19 protein-coding genes are annotated in these 18,147 nt (G+C 67.6%); 6 read left to right on the forward strand and 13 right to left on the reverse strand.

All coding sequences use genetic code 11. The features are described from left to right. The coding region (locus ATO4_RS18845; protein WP_139802547.1) for a hypothetical protein at positions 1-183 on the reverse strand (183 nt) is incomplete at its 3' end. Positions 184-726: 543 nt separating this feature from the next. Between ATO4_RS18845 and ATO4_RS18850 the strand changes: the two genes are divergently transcribed. Further along, on the forward strand, positions 727-1,938 hold the full coding sequence (locus ATO4_RS18850) for a lytic murein transglycosylase (RefSeq protein WP_176223054.1): 1,212 nt from the start codon (positions 727-729) through the stop codon (positions 1,936-1,938). Positions 1,939-2,014: 76 nt separating this feature from the next. Continuing rightward, complete coding sequence (locus ATO4_RS18855; RefSeq protein WP_083593094.1) at positions 2,015-3,394, forward strand: SGNH family hydrolase; 1,380 nt, start codon at positions 2,015-2,017, stop codon at positions 3,392-3,394. A 195-nt stretch (positions 3,395-3,589) separates the two neighbouring features. On the opposite strand, the gene ATO4_RS18860 is transcribed toward ATO4_RS18855, so the two are convergent. The 3 genes from ATO4_RS18860 to ATO4_RS18870 form a co-directional block, all read right to left on the reverse strand. After that, positions 3,590-5,044 (reverse strand): glutamate synthase subunit beta, encoded by a 1,455-nt coding sequence (locus ATO4_RS18860; protein ID WP_083593095.1) that lies wholly within the window; start codon positions 5,042-5,044, stop codon positions 3,590-3,592. 504 nt (positions 5,045-5,548) lie between these two features. Continuing rightward, the gene (locus ATO4_RS18865) at positions 5,549-5,752 is read right to left on the reverse strand and encodes a hypothetical protein (protein WP_083593096.1); all 204 of its coding nucleotides are present in this window, start codon (positions 5,750-5,752) and stop codon (positions 5,549-5,551) included. Between the two features lie 346 nt (positions 5,753-6,098). Beyond that, the gene (locus tag ATO4_RS18870) at positions 6,099-6,350 is read right to left on the reverse strand and encodes a hypothetical protein (RefSeq protein ID WP_083593097.1); all 252 of its coding nucleotides are present in this window, start codon (positions 6,348-6,350) and stop codon (positions 6,099-6,101) included. Positions 6,351-6,669: 319 nt separating this feature from the next. Here ATO4_RS18870 and ATO4_RS18875 point away from each other — a divergent pair, with 319 nt between their 5' ends. After that, positions 6,670-7,371, forward strand: a complete 702-nt coding sequence (locus tag ATO4_RS18875; protein ID WP_139802548.1) for a Crp/Fnr family transcriptional regulator — start codon at positions 6,670-6,672, stop codon at positions 7,369-7,371. A gap of 36 nt (positions 7,372-7,407) precedes the next feature. On the opposite strand, the gene ATO4_RS18880 is transcribed toward ATO4_RS18875, so the two are convergent. After that, positions 7,408-8,358: a glycine--tRNA ligase subunit alpha gene (locus tag ATO4_RS18880; RefSeq protein ID WP_083593098.1), complete on the reverse strand. Its 951-nt coding sequence runs from the start codon at positions 8,356-8,358 to the stop codon at positions 7,408-7,410. 338 nt (positions 8,359-8,696) lie between these two features. Here ATO4_RS18880 and ATO4_RS27305 point away from each other — a divergent pair, with 338 nt between their 5' ends. Then, positions 8,697-8,984, forward strand: coding sequence for an SH3 domain-containing protein (locus ATO4_RS27305; RefSeq protein WP_139802549.1), 288 nt, complete (start codon positions 8,697-8,699; stop codon positions 8,982-8,984). A gap of 93 nt (positions 8,985-9,077) precedes the next feature. Here the strand turns inward: ATO4_RS27305 and ATO4_RS28120 are convergent, their stop codons facing one another. The 4 genes from ATO4_RS28120 to ATO4_RS18900 form a co-directional block, all read right to left on the reverse strand. Continuing rightward, positions 9,078-10,250: an HWE histidine kinase domain-containing protein gene (locus tag ATO4_RS28120; RefSeq protein WP_083593099.1), complete on the reverse strand. Its 1,173-nt coding sequence runs from the start codon at positions 10,248-10,250 to the stop codon at positions 9,078-9,080. A 217-nt stretch (positions 10,251-10,467) separates the two neighbouring features. Then, a complete protein-coding gene (locus ATO4_RS18890) occupies positions 10,468-11,139 on the reverse strand; it encodes a DUF998 domain-containing protein (RefSeq protein WP_176223055.1) in 672 nt (223 codons plus the stop codon). Positions 11,140-11,397: 258 nt separating this feature from the next. Next, a complete protein-coding gene (locus ATO4_RS18895) occupies positions 11,398-12,567 on the reverse strand; it encodes a zinc-dependent alcohol dehydrogenase (RefSeq protein ID WP_083593101.1) in 1,170 nt (389 codons plus the stop codon). Between the two features lie 279 nt (positions 12,568-12,846). Further along, positions 12,847-13,701 (reverse strand): SDR family oxidoreductase, encoded by an 855-nt coding sequence (locus tag ATO4_RS18900; protein WP_083593102.1) that lies wholly within the window; start codon positions 13,699-13,701, stop codon positions 12,847-12,849. 126 nt (positions 13,702-13,827) lie between these two features. Between ATO4_RS18900 and ATO4_RS18905 the strand changes: the two genes are divergently transcribed. Next, positions 13,828-14,250, forward strand: a complete 423-nt coding sequence (locus tag ATO4_RS18905) for a helix-turn-helix domain-containing protein (protein WP_083593103.1) — start codon at positions 13,828-13,830, stop codon at positions 14,248-14,250. A gap of 95 nt (positions 14,251-14,345) precedes the next feature. On the opposite strand, the gene ATO4_RS18910 is transcribed toward ATO4_RS18905, so the two are convergent. The 4 genes from ATO4_RS18910 to ATO4_RS18925 all read right to left on the reverse strand — a co-directional run bounded on the left by ATO4_RS18910 (position 14,346) and on the right by ATO4_RS18925 (position 16,699). Then, positions 14,346-14,528, reverse strand: a complete 183-nt coding sequence (locus ATO4_RS18910) for a hypothetical protein (protein WP_083593154.1) — start codon at positions 14,526-14,528, stop codon at positions 14,346-14,348. A 94-nt stretch (positions 14,529-14,622) separates the two neighbouring features. Continuing rightward, entirely contained in the window at positions 14,623-15,492 is an 870-nt protein-coding gene (locus tag ATO4_RS18915) for a S49 family peptidase (protein ID WP_245308831.1), read from the reverse strand. A gap of 134 nt (positions 15,493-15,626) precedes the next feature. Further along, complete coding sequence (locus tag ATO4_RS18920; protein ID WP_245308834.1) at positions 15,627-16,454, reverse strand: methyltransferase; 828 nt, start codon at positions 16,452-16,454, stop codon at positions 15,627-15,629. Between the two features lie 17 nt (positions 16,455-16,471). After that, complete coding sequence (locus ATO4_RS18925; RefSeq protein WP_083593105.1) at positions 16,472-16,699, reverse strand: DUF2007 domain-containing protein; 228 nt, start codon at positions 16,697-16,699, stop codon at positions 16,472-16,474. A 319-nt stretch (positions 16,700-17,018) separates the two neighbouring features. Here ATO4_RS18925 and ATO4_RS18930 point away from each other — a divergent pair, with 319 nt between their 5' ends. Beyond that, positions 17,019-18,035: a polyprenyl synthetase family protein gene (locus tag ATO4_RS18930; RefSeq protein ID WP_083593106.1), complete on the forward strand. Its 1,017-nt coding sequence runs from the start codon at positions 17,019-17,021 to the stop codon at positions 18,033-18,035. The last annotated feature ends 112 nt before the right edge of the window (positions 18,036-18,147 follow it).

The following is an 18,147-nucleotide window of genomic DNA, read 5'->3' on the forward strand; positions in this document are numbered from 1 at the left end:
CAGGAGGCCGGCGAGATTGTTGAATGCCGCGACGTCGTAATGGATGTTGAAGACCAGTGCCGGCTGCTGCGTGCCATCAAGGATCAGCGGCCCCGTCCCGTCGCCCTGGGTGAGGGTGATCTGGTCCGGAAGGATGAAGGTCCAGTCGCCATTCGAGCCCTGAACGATCTGCGTATGTGTCATCGTGTTCCACTCGTTTCGTCAGCGCCCGACGAAAGATAGATTGGCAGAGAGCATTACCTTCCGCAACGCCGCTCCGATTTTTTCGACGCACCCGGAAGGACGAATGGCGATCTTGGCGCCTTGTGGCAGGTATTCACCGAAGATTTCCACAAGACGACATCGTGACGTTGTTTTCCATGACGATTATGATGTTCCGATTGAATTCGCGAGACCATCCAGCTGAACGGGAAGCGAACTCCTCTTTTCATATCCTCCTTCAAACAGGCCCCATAGCCTCGCACGTCCCTGATCCAAGAGGGGAGCGGCAGAAACCCCGCGGTGGAACGTCGCTGGCTGCATGGCGGCTGCTGCAGGCCGCATGCCGGTGGATAGCCTCGGCCGCCGCCAGACACCGCCGCGCCGGCATGCCCGCCTCCGCCAGACGACTCGCCGGCCGCGTTTCGATGGTAAACATCCCGTTAACGACTTTGCTGCAGAATCGCCTTGCTTTCGTTGGATACAGACCAGCCCGAGAGGGACCCCATGCATTCGCCAAGGACGACCATGATTTTTGCCCGACTGACCGCCGGATTCCTGGCTCTGGTCCTGATCGCCGCGACGCCGGCGCCGGCCAGCGCGGATGCCGGCTTCGTGCGCTGGATCCAGGGTTTCGAGAGCGTGGCCGCCAAGGCGGGCGTGTCGCGCGAGGTCTATCGCGCCGCTTTCGCCGGAATCACCGAACCCGACATGGAGGTGATCCAGAAGGCCCGCTACCAGCCGGAGTTCCGGGACAAGGTGTGGGACTACATCGACAACCGCGTCAATGACGAGCAGGTCGCCAAGGGCCAGGCCGCCCGGGCGCAACTGTCGAGCTGGCTCGACCGCATCGAGAGCCGCTTCGGCGTCGACCGCGACATCCTGCTGGCGATCTGGTCGATGGAGACCAATTACGGCCAGATCCTCCAGCGCCAGGACGTCATGCGCTCCCTGCCGCGCTCGCTGGCCACCCTCGCCTATCTCGACAAGTCGCGGGCGAAGTTCGCCCGCCAGCAGCTGATCGCGGCCCTGAAGGTGGTGCAGTCCGGCGACATCAAGGTGAGCGAGCTGATCAGCTCCTGGGCCGGCGCCATGGGCCACACCCAGTTCATCCCGACGAGCTACCTCGCCTACAAGGCCGACATGGACGGCGACGGCCACGCCAACATCTGGGAATCCGTCCCGGACGCGCTGGCGACGGCCGCCAACCTGCTCCGCCGCAACGGCTGGCAGACCGGCCGCACCTGGGGCTACGAGGTCGTCGTGCCGCCGCAGTATCGCGGCAAGCTCGAGCGCGACAACCGTTCGATCAGCCAGTGGGCGAGCCTCGGCTTCCGCCGCGCCAACGGCAGGCCGTTCCCGGACGGCGGCGAGCGGGCGAACCTCATGCGCCTTGCCGGCGACAACGGCCCCGCCTTCCTGATGACCAAGAACTTCTTCGTCCTCAAGAACTACAACAATGCCGACAAGTACGCGCTGGCCGTCGGCCTCCTCGCCGACCAGATCGGCGGCTATTCCGGCCTCGTCGTCGACTGGCCGCGGGGCTACAAGCCGCTGTCGACCGACGAGCGCTACGAACTCCAGAAGCACCTGTCCCGCTTCGGGCTCTATGACGGCAAGATCGACGGCAAGATCGGCTCGGGATCGAAAGCGGCGATCATGGCGTTGCAGCAACAGGCCGGCATGCCTCAGGACGGGAATGCCTCGAAAGCGCTACTGGAATTCCTCCGCAAGCGCTAGACTTGCCAGATGCGGCGCCAGCGGGCGCCGCGTCTGGCAACGGAAACGGCAGGTCATGCGACGAACGATGAACGGGATGCAGGGGAAGCGACGCCAGCGGTGGGCCGGAGCGATCGGCGCCGTGGTCGTGGCCTCGCTCGCCGTCGTCCTGGCCGTCGTCGTCGCTCCGGCGCCTCCGGCGGCCGCGCAGGAGCGACCGCGCACGATCCTCGACATGCTCTTCGGGGGCAACGGCGCCAGCCGGCGCCCGCCGCGCGGCGTCACGCCCCGCTACCGGATCACCAATCCGGAGCCCTCGGAGCCCGCGCCCCGGCGAAGCCAGCGCAAGCCGCGATCGCGCAATGCCGCACCCAAGCCCGCAGCCGCCGCCGCGCCGCCGCCGCCGCCGCCGCCAGAGACGACCAAGGCCGAGGACGCCGAGACCATCCTGGTCGTAGGCGACTTTCTCGCCGCCTCCCTCGCCAAGGGCCTGAAGGATGCCTATGCCGACAATCCGATGGTCGACGTCACCGCCGCCGCCAGCGGTTCCTCCGGCCTCGTCCGGCAGGACCACTACGACTGGAGCAAGCAGCTCGGGCCGCTGATCGAGGCGAACGAGCCCGCCGTGGTGGTGATGATGGTAGGCTCCAACGACCGCCAGCCATTCTCCGGCAAGACCGGCACCCTGTCGCTGCGCTCGCCCGAGTGGGACGCCGAATACGCCCGCCGCGTCGGCGAGATCGCGGAGATCGTCCAGAAGCGCCAGATCCCGCTCGTCTGGGTCGGGGCGCCGCCGTTCAAGTTCGACCGGATGAGCGAGGACATGGTCTATCTCAACGACATCTACCGCCAGGCCGCGCAGAAGGTCTCCGGCGAGTATGTCGACGTGTGGGAAGGCTTCGTCGATGAGAACGACGGCTTCGTCTACAGCGGCCCGGGGGTCGACGGGCAGACGGTCCAGCTGAGGAACTCGGACGGCATCACCATGACCGATGCCGGCGACGACAAGCTCGCCTTCTTCGCCAAGAAGGCGATCGACCGCTTCATCTCGACGAACGCGCCCCTTCTCTCGGGGGTGCCCGCGGGCATCGAGCTGCCGCCGATCGCCAATGCGGCGACGGCGGTCAGGGCGCCGCCGGTGTCCCTGAGCGATCCCTCGCTCGACGGCGGCGACGCGCTGCTGGGCGGCGGATCGATGGCGGTGGGGCTGACGCTGGAGACGTCGCCGCGCGACAAGCTCGTCCTCATCGGCCGGGGCACCGGCAACATCGACGGGCGGGCCGACGACTTCGCCTGGAACGACAAGGCGGCGGCCGTCGCCGCCGACGACAAGCCCGTCGCCTATCGCGGCTCCATCGACCTCGACAAGGTGCGCCAGGAGCAGGGCATCAAGCCGCCCGGGGAGATGCCGTCGATCCTCGACGCGATCATCGACGACTGGGCGCAGAGCGGCCGGGAGGCCAGCGAGGCGAACTGATACCGGCCGCCCGGCAGTCGGTCTCCCGCTCAACCGGTATCGAGCCCGCGCGGCGCTCGAGCGTTAACCCCTTGGCGCCGGTCGAAGACCAGGCTTGACGGTATGACGCGGAGTGTGACATCCGCGGTCGCCCCGTCGGGGGGATTGGGCCGGAGCGGCGCAATGCGCGCCGCTCACCTCGTCATGGTTCGAAATCTACCGCGGCAGGGTGGTCGCGCCCATCAGGTCGTAGTCGATCGCCCGCGCCGCCTGGCGGCCCTCGCGGATCGCCCAGACCACCAGAGACTGGCCGCGCCGGGCGTCGCCGGCGACGTAGAGCTTGTCCAGCGATGTCAGATAGTGCTCGTCGTCGGCGGTGATGGAGACGTTGCCGCGGCGGTCCGCCCTGGTCGCGAGCCCCTCGCCCGCATCGGCGAGGAAGCCGGTCGCAAGCGGGCCGGCAAAGCCGATGGCGATGAAGGCGAGGTCGGCCTTGATGACGAATTCGGTGCCGGCGATCGGCTTGCGGGCCGCGTCGACCTCGGCGCATTTGACGCCGGTGAGAACGCCGTCCTCGCCGATGAATTCGAGCGTGGCGATCTGGAACTCGCGCACCGCGCCCTCGGCCTGGCTGGACGAGGTGCGCATCTTGGTCGCCCAATAGGGCCAGACGGTGAGCTTGTCCTCGGTCTGCGGCGGCTGCGGGCGGATGTCGAGCTGGGTGACCTTGACCGCGCCCTGGCGGAATGCCGTGCCGACGCAGTCGGACGCGGTGTCGCCGCCGCCGACGACGACCACGTGCTTGCCGCCGGCCCAGATCTCCTCGGCCTGCCAGCCGCTGCTCTGGACGGTCTCGCCGCCGACCCGGCGGTTCTGCTGCACCAGATAGGGCATGGCGTCGTAGACGCCGGTGAGGCCGTCATGGGGAATGCCGCTGTTGCGCGGGGTCTCCGAGCCGCCGCAGAAGAGCACGGCGTCGTATTCGGCCTTCAGTTCGGCGAGCGTGCGGTCGACGCCGACATTGACGCCGCAGTGGAACGTCACGCCCTCGCCGCGCATCTGCTCGACCCGCTTGTCGATCCAGTGCTTTTCCATCTTGAAGTCGGGGATGCCGTAGCGCATCAGCCCGCCCGGTCGCGACTCCCGCTCATAGACGTCGACGGCATGGCCGGCGCGGCCGAGTTGCTGGGCCGCGGCAAGGCCGGCCGGACCCGAGCCGATCACCGCGACGCGCCTGCCGGTCTGGTGCGTGGCCGGCTGCGGCTTGATCAGGCCGAGCTTGTAGGCCTTGTCGGCGATCGCCTGCTCGACGGTCTTGATGGCGACCGGCGTGTCCTCGAGATTGAGGGTGCAGGCCTCCTCGCAAGGCGCCGGGCAGATGCGGCCGGTGAATTCGGGGAAGTTGTTGGTCGAGTGGAGATTGCGGATCGCCGTCTCCCAGTCGCCCTGGTAGACGAGGTCGTTCCAGTCCGGGATCTGGTTGTGGACCGGGCAGCCCGTCGGGCCGTGGCAATAGGGAATGCCGCAGTCCATGCAGCGTGCCGCCTGCTTGCCGACTTCCTCGTCGGACATCGGCAGGGTGAACTCGCGGAAATGACGGATCCGGTCGGAAGCCGGCTGATATTTGTGGGTCTGCCGATCGATTTCGAGAAATCCGGTCACCTTGCCCATTCACACCCCACCTTCGCCGCTTCAACGGCCATTCTTCTGTGCCGCGCCGCATCATTGCCCGCATCGGACGAATGCCGCAACGCGGATCGTATCGGTTCATCGACGCATGCGTCCGCACCGCCCCGGATCATCCGCCCGGCGAATGAATGCCTGCGAACCGCCCTGGCAGAGCGTCGGCCTCGATGCAGTCCCGCCGCTCGACACGCGCCCGATCCGGCGTCGCGACAGCGGCCCGCGTGCGAAATTCCATCGCACGAGACGTCCCGTGTTCGTTAGGACAGCTCTACTGCCCCATTTGCCCATTCTCGGCAAGCCCTCCCGCGCGGACCGTCACGGGGAGCGATGTGTCCGGAGCCGGGGACCTACCATGGCGACTTCGCCGATGCCGCACGGTTTTTACGGGGACGATCGCCGAAGCCGACGTCGGCAGGATCATGACGACGACCGACCTCGCCGCGGCGCCTTGTGCCATGGATCGCCGCGCTGGCGGGCACATCCGCGCCGTCAGCGGTCGACGAACGTCCTCTGCCGCCGAGCGTCCGACGCGACGGGAGCACTGGAAACGGCGCCTTCCGCCATCCAGAGCGTGCGATCCATTTCCACGCCGAAGACGTCAAAGACGTCGTCCTCCTCGCGGGACGGCCGCTCATCCGTGACAGAGGAGGCGACGACGATCGTGACGCCGGGGAGAACGATCTTTCGGATCATGGATTGCCCCTCTGAGTCCACGACATCGGCGAGTTGTCCCCACGACGAAAACCGTCCTGATGGCCGAACCGAGCCTGCCCTATCGAGCCGCGCGCGTCATCTCGAATACTCGTTTCGTCGCATGATGTTAGTGGAAAACCGGATCTGCTCGGCCAGATCGGGCCGAAGCCTCGCCGCCGGCATCGCAATGCCGCGGCCGCCTCTCGGCGCCGAACTCCGACGGAGTGACGAGCTCTCCGGCCAAGCCGTACGCTCCGCGCGCAAGCCGGACGCTCCACGCGAACGAGCCCCGGGCGCCGCAATGGCACCCGGGGTCCGGTGATCGTGCCGCGTTGCGGGGTCCGGCTCAGAAGCAGACCTTGACGCGCTTGACCTTGATGATCTGCTTGCCGAAGTGGTTGTGGCCGACGACGACCTTCCGCACCACGAACTTGCAGTGGCCGAAGCCGTTGCTGATGACGATGCGCTTGTGGAAGCCGTGTCCGTGACCATGGCCGTGGCCATGACCGAAGCGGAAGCCGTGGGCCTCGGCACCGCTCATCGAGGCGGTGGCGGCGATGGCGACGGTGGCGAGAGCGATGACGGTCTTGCGGATCATGATGTCGTTCCTTCTCGAGATGGGCGGGCTCGCCCGTTGAGTGTGGCGGGCCTCGTGGCCCTCGGGGTTCATGGTGCGGCGGTGCATCTCGTCCGCCGATGGACTGAACCTAGCCGCCCCCTCTCCCGGTCGCAGTGACGAGGGTCACAAGGGCGACGCCCGGACGATTTCCGCGGCCTCGAGGGCCTTGGAGCCGGCCACCGCCTTTCTGGAACGTGCTCTCTCGCCATTGCCGGCGCCGGGCATGATGCGTCGTGACTCAGCCGCCTGCCCGCCTTATGATCGCTGGACGAACGCAACCCCTCGACGAAGGTCTGTCATGGCTGCCGCCTCCAAACCGACGGACAAGGCCGCAGCACTGGCCGGCTGCCTGGTGTTCGAGGCGCTCAGCGCCGAGACGCGGGAGGAACTTTCCGCCCACGCCTATCCGAAGAGCTTTGCCGCCGGGGATCTGATCTTCGCCGCCGGCGATCCCGGCCAGACCATGATGGCCGTCGTGAAGGGCACGGTGCGCGTCGGCATCGTCACCTCGACCGCCCGCGAGGTCGTGCTGAAGGACTGCCACCAGGGCGAGGTCTTCGGCGAGGTCGCCCTGTTCGACAACGGCCCGCGATCGGCCGACGCGCGGGCGCTGACCAATGTCGAGCTTTTGATGCTGGAGCGGCGGGACGTGCTGGCCGTCCTGTCGCGTCATCCGGACGGTGCGCTGCGGCTCCTGGAGCTGCTCTGCGGCCGGCTGCGCCGATCCGACGAACGGATGCAGGAACTGGCCTTCCTCGACATCTCGACGCGGCTCGCGCGGGCGCTGCTGCGCATCCTGGAAGGGCCGGAGGCGGGCGCCAAGCGGCCGGTGCGCCTGTCGCTCTCCCAGACGGAGCTCGGCAACATGATCGGCAGCGCCCGCGAAAACGTCAATCGCTGCCTGAAGGGCTGGCAACGCCAGGAGATCGTCGACCTGAAGGAGGGCTGGCTCATCGTCCTCGACGAGAAGAGCCTCCGGCTGATGGCCGACCTCGACTGACCGGGCGCCCGGCAGAAGACCCGGAAGGCCGGGGCCTCAGCCCCGCCAGTTCGCCCCGCCGGCATCCGTGAGCAGGAACGCCTCGCCGCAGGCTTTCGCGAGGTTGCGCACGCGCAGGATGTAGCTCTGGCGCTCGGTCACCGAGATGACGCCGCGGGCGTCGAGCAGGTTGAAGACGTGGGACGCCTTGATGCACTGGTCGTAGGCCGGCAGGACGCATGTGTGCAGACCGCCAGCCTCTTTCGGCGCGCCGGCCGCCAGCACCGCTTTGCACTCGCTTTCCGCGTCGATGAAGTGCTGGTGCAGGATCTTCGTGTCGGCGATCTCGAAATTGTAGCGGGAATACTCCTGCTCGGCCTGCAGGAAGACGTCGCCATAGGTGACCTTCTCCGCCCCCTCGCGGCCGTTGAAGTTGAGGTCGTAGACGTTGTCGACGTTCTGGACATACATCGCCAGCCGCTCGAGCCCGTAGGTCAGCTCGCCGGCGACCGGCGCGCATTCGATGCCGCAGACCTGCTGGAAGTAGGTGAACTGCGAGACCTCCATGCCGTCGCACCAGCATTCCCAGCCGAGGCCCCAGGCGCCCAGCGTCGGGCTCTCCCAGTCGTCCTCGACGAAGCGGATGTCGTGCAGGGCCGTATCGATGCCGATCGCCTTCAGGGAACCGAGATAGAGCTCCTGCAGGTTCGACGGGTTCGGCTTCAGGATGACCTGATACTGGTAGTAATGCTGCAGCCGGTTGGGGTTTTCGCCATAGCGCCCGTCCTTCGGCCGCCGCGACGGCTGGACATAGGCGGCGTTCCAGGGCCGGGGCCCGAGCGCGCGCAGCGTCGTCGCCGGATGGAAGGTGCCGGCGCCGACCTCCATGTCGTAGGGCTGGAGCACCACGCAGCCGTAATCGGCCCAGTAGCGATGCAGCGTCAGGATCAGCGCCTGGAAGGAGCGGCGCGGGTCCATGTGGGGGGGCAGAGGAGCTGTCGCGGACATGCGATTTGATCGATCCGTGATACGCCGACCTCGACCCTCGCAGGCCGGCCCAAAAGACGGATCAGGCAAGTCCCGGTCGAACGGCAAAGTTGCGACCCTGGCGCCAGCGGCCGGCGGATCCGGCTGCGCGACGCAGGAGTTGGCCGGCGACGTGCCATGGCCGCCAATCCTGGTCAAGACGAAGCCGGCCTCACCGGGCATCACCGCGGGTCGATCGGAGGGCAAACGCGTTCGCTTGGCCCCGGTCGTGGCGCGTCGTGCCCGCGGCTCCTGCCTTTGACAATCGGGATGCCGCAACCTATCCTTGCGTCATTTCCGGCAGGATGGATGAATATCCGATGCGGTATCTCGTATTTCTCATTTCTTTTCTTGCTGTTGCATTGCCGATAGCGCCCGCCGCTCACGCGCAGACCCGATGCATCGTCTATGATCCGACCGAAGACGCGGTCAATGTCAGAGCGTCACCGAACGGGAAGATCATCAACCGGCTGCGGAACGGGCGTGTCGTCCAGGTGAACTACTATCGCAACGATACATTGGGCCGCCCATGGGCCTGGGTCGAGGGCGACTACAATGGATTTTGGCGCAGCTGGGGATTCATATTTTTGCCATTGCTCGTTTGCTGATCGGCCTTGTCCTGCCGTGGCGATCGCCGCCCACCATCAGGTCGAGGTGGTCGAACCAGCGGACGGCGCTGACGGTGACGACGCGGCGCGGCCTCAGGCGGCGGCTTCAGAGCCGCTCGCCTTGCCCGTCAAGCGGAACCGGATGCCTTGCGACCCGAAGTCGATCTTCCCGTCGCCCTCGAAATAGGATCCGACGATCTGCTCGATCAGGCGGGAGCCGAATCCGCGTCGGGGAGATCCGGTGACGCGCGGTCCACCCGATTCGATCCACTCGAAGGTGAAGGCCCCGCCGGCGAGGCTCCATCGGATCGAGACCCTGCCCGCGTCGTTCGACAGCGATCCGTATTTCGCGGCGTTGGTCGCCAGTTCATGGATCGCGAGGGAGAGGCCGAGCGCCTGCTGCGAGGTCAGATCGACGGGGGGACCGTCCGCGACGATGCGTTCCGCCCCGTCCTGATGCGGCGCGAGCGCGGCGGCAACCACCGTATGGATGCCGGCCGCGTCGAAGTTCGCCCGGGTCAGGATATCCTGCGCGCGCGCCAGAGCGCCTAGACGTGCGGCGATCGCCACGCGGCCCTCTTCCACGCTGGAGGCCTGTCGAAGCGTCTGGGTGGTGATCGCCTGCACCATGGCGAGCGTGTTCTTCATGCGATGCGCAAGCTCTTCGTTGAGGACATGCTGCGCTTCTTCCGTGGTCTTGCGGTCCGTGATGTCGGATGCCGCCCCCATCCAGCTCGTGATCTCGCCATGCTCGTCGAAGAGCGGCACCGCCCGCGACAGGGCCCATCCGACCGACCCGTCGACGCGGTTCACCTTGTGCTCGAGGTGATAGGTATCCTTCGCCCGGATCGCACGATCGATCTCGGCCCGGACCAGGCCGCGATGCTCTTCCGGAATGTATTCTTCGAGCCAGTTCGCGTTGCCCTCGGAGGTGTCCGGAATGAAACCGCCGCCCGAAAGCTGGGCGAGTTCGCTCCAGTCGGCGTTGATCAGGTAGCGAACTTCGGACGAGGAGCGCACGAGCGCGTCGAGCTGCGCCGTCAGGGTGGCGAGTTCGCGTTCACGGCGTTCCGCCTCGCCGGCCACGGCCTGCCGGATGACCGCATCGCGCTCGCCGTCCGACAGGGCCGAACCATCCCGGCTTCGCAGCAAGGCGACCTCGGCCCTCAGGGCCGCGTTCTCCTTGCGCAGACGCTCGATCTCCGTCTCGTCCTGATGACGGCGGCGACCATTGCCGTCTCTGTCCGTCGCTTCGGTCGACCGCACGGGGATGCCTTCTGTACTGGGACTCGCACCTCGCCTGTTTAGTCAAATCGAGAGGTCCTGTCGATTTGCGACCGGGAACTGGCGGCGATCCGGCGACCTTTGCGCTTCGGCCAAGGTCGATCCGTCGTCTGTGGAGACCGTCCGGGCAGGGCGGCGGCCGGACACCAGTCGGAAATGTCGAGATCGCCCCCACCAACGGCTGGTCAGCACTTCTCCCTCACCCCAGCACCGGCAACCGCGTCGCCTTGCCCTTCGAGCGGTCGATCAGAAGCTTCGACACGGCGAGCAGCCAGACGACCATGACCATGCCGACGCAGCGCTCGATCAGCCCGTCGATCGAGGTCGGCGAGAACCAGAAGACCGCCGCGCCCGCCACCCAGAGGACGGCGCAGGCGATGTTGAACCAGAACCAGCGGGGGTGGAAGCGGTAGAAGCCGGCAGCCGTCAGGAGCGCCGAGGCGGTGAAGACCAGCGCCATCACGCCGACCACCGGCAGATGGATGACGAGGCCGCCCGGCTCGCCGTCGCCATATTCGCCATAAGCGCCGATGACGACGATGAGCACCGCCATCAGGGTCAGGAGCCAGGAACCGGCGGTCCAGCACCAGTGCCCCCAATGGAGACGACGCAGGCCGGCCGCAGTAGCGAGGATGCCGGCGGCGAAGGCATAGAGGCCGATATCCATGATGACGGCGTAGGGGCCTGCGGCGTTCGCGCTGATCGTGTCGGCGATCATGCCCTCGCTTGGCTGCACGATCACCGCGACGATGTTGGCTACGACGGCGGCGATGCAGCCGAGGATGCCGACGACGCCGCAGAAGTAGAAGAGGCGCGGATGGCTGGCGTCGTCATGGCTTTCCTTGCCGTGGCCGGCCTCGATGTCCAGCATTGGTTTCGCTCTCCTCTCGGCGTCAGATCGGCGGCGGAAATGCGCTATTCGGCAGCGACCGTTCGTCATCCGGCCCGCCGCCGACGTCGCTCGCCTGGATCCTCAGCCGAATTGCTGATCCGGTTCGGCCCGACCATGGCGAAGCTCGTCGTCATGGAAATGACGGATCGGTCGCATCGGAGCAGAAGCCCTGTGCGACACGAAATGGCCGCGGCATCAGCCGCGGCCAGCGAAGCGTTCCTGGAACGGCTGGACCGACTACGGCTTCAAGACGACCTTGGTGCAGCCATCCTTCTTGTCGCGGAACGTCTTGTAGAGTTCCGGCCCGTCTTCCAGCGAACCCCGGTGGGAGATGAAGGAGGTGGTGTCGAACTGGCCCTCCTGGATACGCACCAGCAGGTCATCGACCCATTTGTTGACGTGGGTCTGGCCCATCTTGAAGCTCAGCGACTTGTTCATCGCCGCGCCGAAGGGGATCTTGTCGACGAGGCCGCCATAGACGCCCGGCACCGAAATCGTGCCGCCCGGCCGGCAGACATAGATCATCTCGCGCAGGACGTGCGGCCGGTCGGTCTCGGCCATCACCGCCTGCTTGGCGCGGTCGTAGAGATGCTCGACCCCGTAGCCGGAATGGGCCTCCATGCCGACGCAGTCGATGCAGCATTCCGGGCCCTTGCCCTGGGTCAGCTCGTTCAGCCGCTCGACGGTGCTCTCGTTCTGGAAGTCGATGGTGATGGCGCCCATCCGCTGGGCGATCGCCAGGCGCTCGGGCACCTCGTCGATGACGATGACCTGCTTCGCCCCCTGGATGATCGCGCTCTGCAGGGCGAACAGGCCGACCGGGCCGGCGCCCCAGATCGCCACCGTGTCGGTCGGCTGGATGTCGCAGTTCTTGGCGCCCTGCCAGCCGGTCGGCAGGATGTCGCCGAGAAACAGCACCTCCTCGTCGGTCATGCCGTCGGGAACCTTGACCGGGCCGACATCGGCATAGGGCACGCGGACGAACTCCGCCTGGCCGCCGGAATAGCCGCCCGTCAGATGCGAGTAGCCGTAGAGGCCGGCGGCCGTGTGGCCGAACATCTTGGCGGCGACGTCGGCATTGCGGTTGGAGCGCTCGCAGACCGAGAAGTTGCCGCGCTTGCACTGGTCGCATTCGCCGCAGACGATGGTGAAGGGCACGACGACCCGGTCGCCGACCTTCAGCTTCTTGGTGTCGCGGCCGACCTCCATGACCTCGCCCATGAACTCATGGCCGACGATGTCACCGGATTCCATGCCGGGCATGAAGCCGTCGTAGAAGTGCAGGTCCGAGCCGCAGATGGCGCAGGCCGTGGTCTTGATGATGACGTCGCGGCCGTCCTCGATCGTCGGATCGGGGACGGTCTCGCAGCGCATGTCGTGCTTGCCGTGCCAGGTGATGGCCTTCATGGCGGATACTCCGTGAAATTCGAGCGTATGTCTCGGCAATCTCGCGGAGCAGGGTCATGTTCCATGTCATGGCCGCTGCTTTCCACAGGCGGCTAAAGGTCATCGCGGCACAAGATGCGGCTCCGACAGGCGCTCCGCCGGGCGGTGGACGGCGGCCCCGCCGGGGCCAGCCTGTCGCCCATGATGTGCGGCCCCGCCGTCGCGACCTGCCGGATGCGGCAGCCGGGTCGTTACGGCTGCCGCCTCGGGCGTGGATCGCCCGCAGCCGGCCGGATCGCCTCAGGCGAGATCGGCCAGCGCGGCCTCGACGACGGCCGGCATCGGTGTCGTCGGCCGGCCGATCAGACCCGACAGCACCTTGTCGTCGGAAAACAGGCCACCCTTCGCGGCGCCGGCATCGCTGTCGGAGAGGAGGTCCGCGAAGGGTTTCGGCAAGCCGACCTTCTCGAGGAGCGCGGCATAGTCCGCTTCGCTGAGGTCGCGGTAGGGGATGGTCCGGCCGGTTTGCCGGGATACCTCGGCCGCAAGCTCGGCCAGGGTGTAGGCAGTGTCGCCGGCGAGTTCATAGACCTGGCCCGCATGGCCCTCGCCCGCCAGCACCGCCGCCGCGGCCTCGGCGTAGTCCCGGCGCGATGCCGAGGCAAAGCGACCCTCGCCGGCGCAGCCGTAAAATGCGCCGGTCTCAAGCGCCGCCGGGATCGCCGCGGCGTGGTTCTCGGTGTACCAGCCATTGCGCAGGATGGTGGCGGCAAGGCCGGATTCGCGGATGAGCGCCTCGCTCGCACGGTGCTCTTCGCCGAGCGCCAGTGGCGTCGTGTCCGCGTGCAGCAGGCTGGTATAGACGATGCGGCCGACGCCGGCGCTCCTTGCGGCGTCGATGACGTTTCGGTGCTGGGCGGTGCGCTGGCCGACCTCGCTCGAGGAGATCAGCAGGAGCGTGTCGACGCCCTGAAGGGCTGCGAGGAGGGTGTCGGGCTGGCCGTAGTCGGCCGCGCGCAGCTCGATGCCGAGGTCGACGGCCTTTTCGGGCGTGCGGGCGAGGCCGATGATCGGCTCAATAACGCCCTTCCCGGCGAGTGCCGCGACGACGAGGCGGCCGAGCTGGCCGCTCACGCCGGTGATTGCAATGCTCATGGTCGATCTCCGAAATTGGGTGCGTCAGGAGAGATAGACCTGTTGCTTATTTTTCGTAAGTACGTACATTTCTGTAAGCGTCAGATCGACGAGCCGCGCGAGCCATGACGACGACGGGAGAACGCGATGCCGACGAAGAACGGGCACTCGGGACCGGCCTTTTCCGACAGGGTCATCCGCGGCGACCTCCTCGCGGCCAATTGTCCGTCCCGGGAGATCCTGCGCCATGTCACCAGCCGCTGGGGCGTCCTCGTCCTGATGGTGCTCGGCACCGGCACGCACCGCTTCAGCGAACTGCGCCGCAGGATCGGCGGCGTCAGCGAGCGGATGCTGGCCCAGACACTGCAATGGCTGGAGGCGGACGGGATGATCGAGCGCCATGCCCGCGACGTCGTGCCGCCGCATGTGGAATACAGCCTGACCCCTCTCGGCCGGGAGGCGTCCGCTCACGTGACGGCTCTGGCGGATTGGATCGAGGCGGCGTTGCCGGCGATCGAGACGACGCGGCAGGACAGGCCCGCCGCAAAGGTCGCGGCAGGACGGGGCTGAACGGGACGTCGAAGTCCGGATCGATCTGGTGCGGACGCCTCGGATGCGTCAGTCCTCGGCGCGCCAGTCTTCGGTCGCGTCAGTCCTCGGGCGCCTCAGTCCTTGCGGACGCGGTAGACGCCGTCCGGGCCGCGCACGAGGGTGCCCTGGGCGCCGCTGCGCACTTCCGCCTCGGCCTGGCGGTTGCGCTCGGAAACCTTTTCCGCATCGCGGGCCATCTGCTTGAAGCCGAGCCAGGCGGCGGCTCCGACGAGGCCCAGAAGTATGAGCTGCGGCATCGCTTCCATCATCTCCAAAAGCACCTTCCATAGCTATTATGCGCCTTCGGGACCGCCGCGGCAAATCGCCGGTTTCGGCGCGGCGGCTTCGGGATCAGAGGCCGAAGCGGGCCCAGTGCGCGCGATCTTCGGCCTCGACCAGCAGCCGGTCCGCAAAGCCCGCCCCGACCGAGGCGAGATCCGGCGTCAACCCGGCGCTGACGCCCTTCGGCTTGCGGCCGAACAGCGTCCGGCCCTGGCTGATCAGTTCCATCTTCACGCTGTCGCCATAGCGCAGCCGCAGGGTCTCGCGCAGGTCGCCGAGCCCGTCGACGAGGCCGAGATCGAGACCCCGCTTGCCGGACCAGAACAGCCCGGAGAACATCTGGTCGTCATGGGCGAGCTTGGGGCCGCGCCTTGATTTGACGAGATCGATGAAGGTGTCGTGGATTTCCAGCTGCAGCGACTTCAGATGGGCGACGTCCTCGGGCTTTTCCGGCTGGAACGGGTCGAGCGTCGCCTTGTTCTGGCCGGCGGTGTGGACGCGGCGCTCGATGCCGAGCTTGGCGATCGCCTCGACGAAGCCGAAGGAGCCCGAGACGACGCCGATCGAGCCGACGATCGAGGACGGGTCGGCGATGATCTCGTCGCCGGCGCAGGCGATCATGTAGCCGCCGGAGGCGGCGACGTCCTCGACGAAGACGAGGACGGTCTTCTCCTTCTCCTCGGCGAGGTCCCGGATGCGCTTGTAGATCAGCCGCGACTGGACCGGCGAGCCGCCGGGCGAGTTGACGACGATCGCGACGGCGGGCGCGGCCTTGTCGGAGAAGGCCTTTTCGAGGAGCGGCGCGGCGCTGGCGATCGACAGCGACGAGCGGAAGGCGGAGCCCGAAGCCATGATCGTGCCGGAGAGCTTCACCACCGGGATGGTGACGACTTCCTTGCGAAAGCGCTTCGGGAGAAATCTCTTCAGGAAATTGGCCAAGTCGGATTGCCTTCGGTGCTGTTCGGGATCGCTTTGACGCGATGTAAGCACTCGGCCGGCCTTCGCAAAGGCATGCGGCTTTCGGCAAGGCGGCCGGCTTCAGCCGCGGCATCGGATGGACGTGGATGGGAGCGTCAGGCGAACAGCTGCGGCAGGTCCGCCGTGCCCGCCGAAATCCGAAGGGCGAGATCGTTCGTCTTGCCGGCCCCGTCCGCGGCCGCGATGCCTTCGAGAAGCCGCAGTGGCGCGCGGGTGCCCTTTCTCGCGGCGACGACGATCCGCTCGGCCGGCGCGCCGACCCGCGTGTGGACAGGCAGGATCGCCAGCCCGCCGAGGCGGGGCTGCAGCGCGGCCAGCGCCTCGCCGAGACGGTCCGCCCGCAGCACAGTCACCAGCCGGCCCCGCGGCGAGAGCAGCGCCGCCGCGACGGCGAGCCAGCGGTCGAGCGGCATGTCGTCGGCGGGAAACAGCGCCCGTTCGCGCACCGGATCCGGCGGACGGCGGTGGTTCGCCGGATGGAACGGCGGGTTGGTGAGAACGAGGTCGAAGACTCCGTCCGTCAGCCCGGCCGCCTCGCGCGTCGCGCGCCGTTCGGCGATATCGACATGGGCGATCGCCAGTCGCGGCGCGAGCCGGGCGTTCTCGGCAAGGGCGAGCGAGCGCCGGCAGAGCGCAGCCATCACCGGCTGTGCCTCGACCAGGGTGACATGAGCCGCTGGCGCGCGGGCGGCCGCGGCGAGGCCGACGACGCCCGAGCCGGCCCCGAGATCGGCGATGCGGCCGGACGTTCGTGCCGGGACCGCGGCGGCGAGCAGAAGCGCGTCCAGCCCGGAGCGGTAGCCCCAGCCCTTCGGCTGCAGGACGGCGAAGGCGCCGCCATAGAAGGCGTCGAGCCGCACCGGCCGGTCGTCCGGCTCGTCGGGGGGCGCTGCCTCGGTGGTTGCCGAGGCCGGAAGCGCCATGATCACGTCCGGCTCCCTCACCCTGCCTCGGAAAGCTCGTGGCCGAGGTCGGCGTCGCGCAGGATGCGCCGCGCCTGTTCGAGATGATCGGCATCGACGAGGATGCGCCGCGGCAAGACGCCGAGCGAGCCGTCGAGGATGCTCATGTGCGAATCGGCGACGAAATGCGGGATGTCCGCATCCTTCAGCAGGGCGTCGATGAAGGATATGAGGACCGCGTCATTGGAGCGCACGAGTTCCTTCATGGGGGATTCTCTCTCAGCTGTTCGCCGTGCCGGAACGCGGCCTTGGGCCATCTTTCGGCATGGCGGCGGCGCTTGTCGAGGGCAAGGCACGAGAAACCCGTCCGCCGTCCCCTCCGCCCCACCCTTCGCCGGACAGGGAAAATGCGGCTTTGACGGGCCATCGAATGGACGCGGGGCGCCGCCGTGCCATCTACGTCGGCCAGAGTGGCCGGCAGCGCGAAGGTACCCGGCGCGCGGGGCCGGCCTTGCCCAAGGCCGCGTCGAAGCCGTATGGCAGCGCGCAAGCCACAGCGACGAGTGTTCGAATCAACGGAGAAGCATGGTGAGCCTGGCCATCCGCGCCGCGAAACGGCAGACCCGCGGGTCGATCGACCCGATCCTCGCGCTGACCAAGACCGACATGGCCCGGGTCAACGACCTCATCCTGGCGATGGCGGGCTCGAACGTGACGCTGATCCCCGAGATCGCCGAACACCTCATCTCCTCCGGCGGCAAGCGGCTGCGGCCGATGCTGACCATCGCCTCGGCGCTCGCCCACGGCTATGCCGGCGGCGACCACGTCAAGCTCGCCGCCAGCGTCGAGTTCATGCACACCGCGACGCTGCTCCACGACGACGTCGTCGACGAGAGCGACCTGCGCCGGGGCAAGAGCACGGCGCGCACCATCTGGGGCAACCAGGCCAGCGTCCTCGTCGGCGACTTCCTGCTCGGCCAGGCCTTCAAGACGATGGTCGAGGTCGGCTCGCTCGATGCGCTGGCGATCCTGTCGGCCGCCTCCGCGGTGATCGCCGAGGGCGAGGTCTGGCAGCTCGCGGCGGCCAAGAAGATGACCACCAGCGAGGCCGACTACGTCGCCGTCATCGACGCCAAGACCGCCGCTTTGTTCTCCGCCGCGACCGAGGTCGGCCCGGTCGTCGCCGGCAAGGGCGAAGCCGAGCGCCGGGCGATGCGCGACTATGGCCGTTCGCTGGGCCTTGCCTTCCAGCTCGTCGACGATGTGCTCGACTATGGCGGCAACGCCGCCGAGCTCGGCAAGAACACCGGCGACGATTTCCGCGAGGGCAAGATCACCCTGCCGGTGATCCTCGCCTACGACCGGGGCGACGCCGCCGAGAAGGCGTTCTGGCGGGGCGCGATGGAAGAGGGCGAGAACGGCGACGCCGCCCTGACGAAGGCGAAGGATCTGATGCAGCGCCACGGTGCTCTCGAGGCGACCATCGAGCGGGCCCGAGATTATGGCGAGGAGGCCTATGCGGCCGCCGAGACCCTGCCGCCCTCGCCGGCCCGGGACGCGATGCTGGGCGTGGTCGACTTCTGCATCGACAGGCTGAACTGAGGCCCTCCTCCGGACCGCCCGCCACGGGCCATCTCGCCCGACGCCGCGTCGCATTGCGGCCAAGGTCTTTGTGCAACACGCCGAAGAGACTTGCATATTGCGCCGGCTTCGC

The organism is Aurantimonas sp. 22II-16-19i (assembly GCF_002088275.1).
Classification (GTDB): Bacteria; Pseudomonadota; Alphaproteobacteria; order Rhizobiales; family Rhizobiaceae; genus Jiella.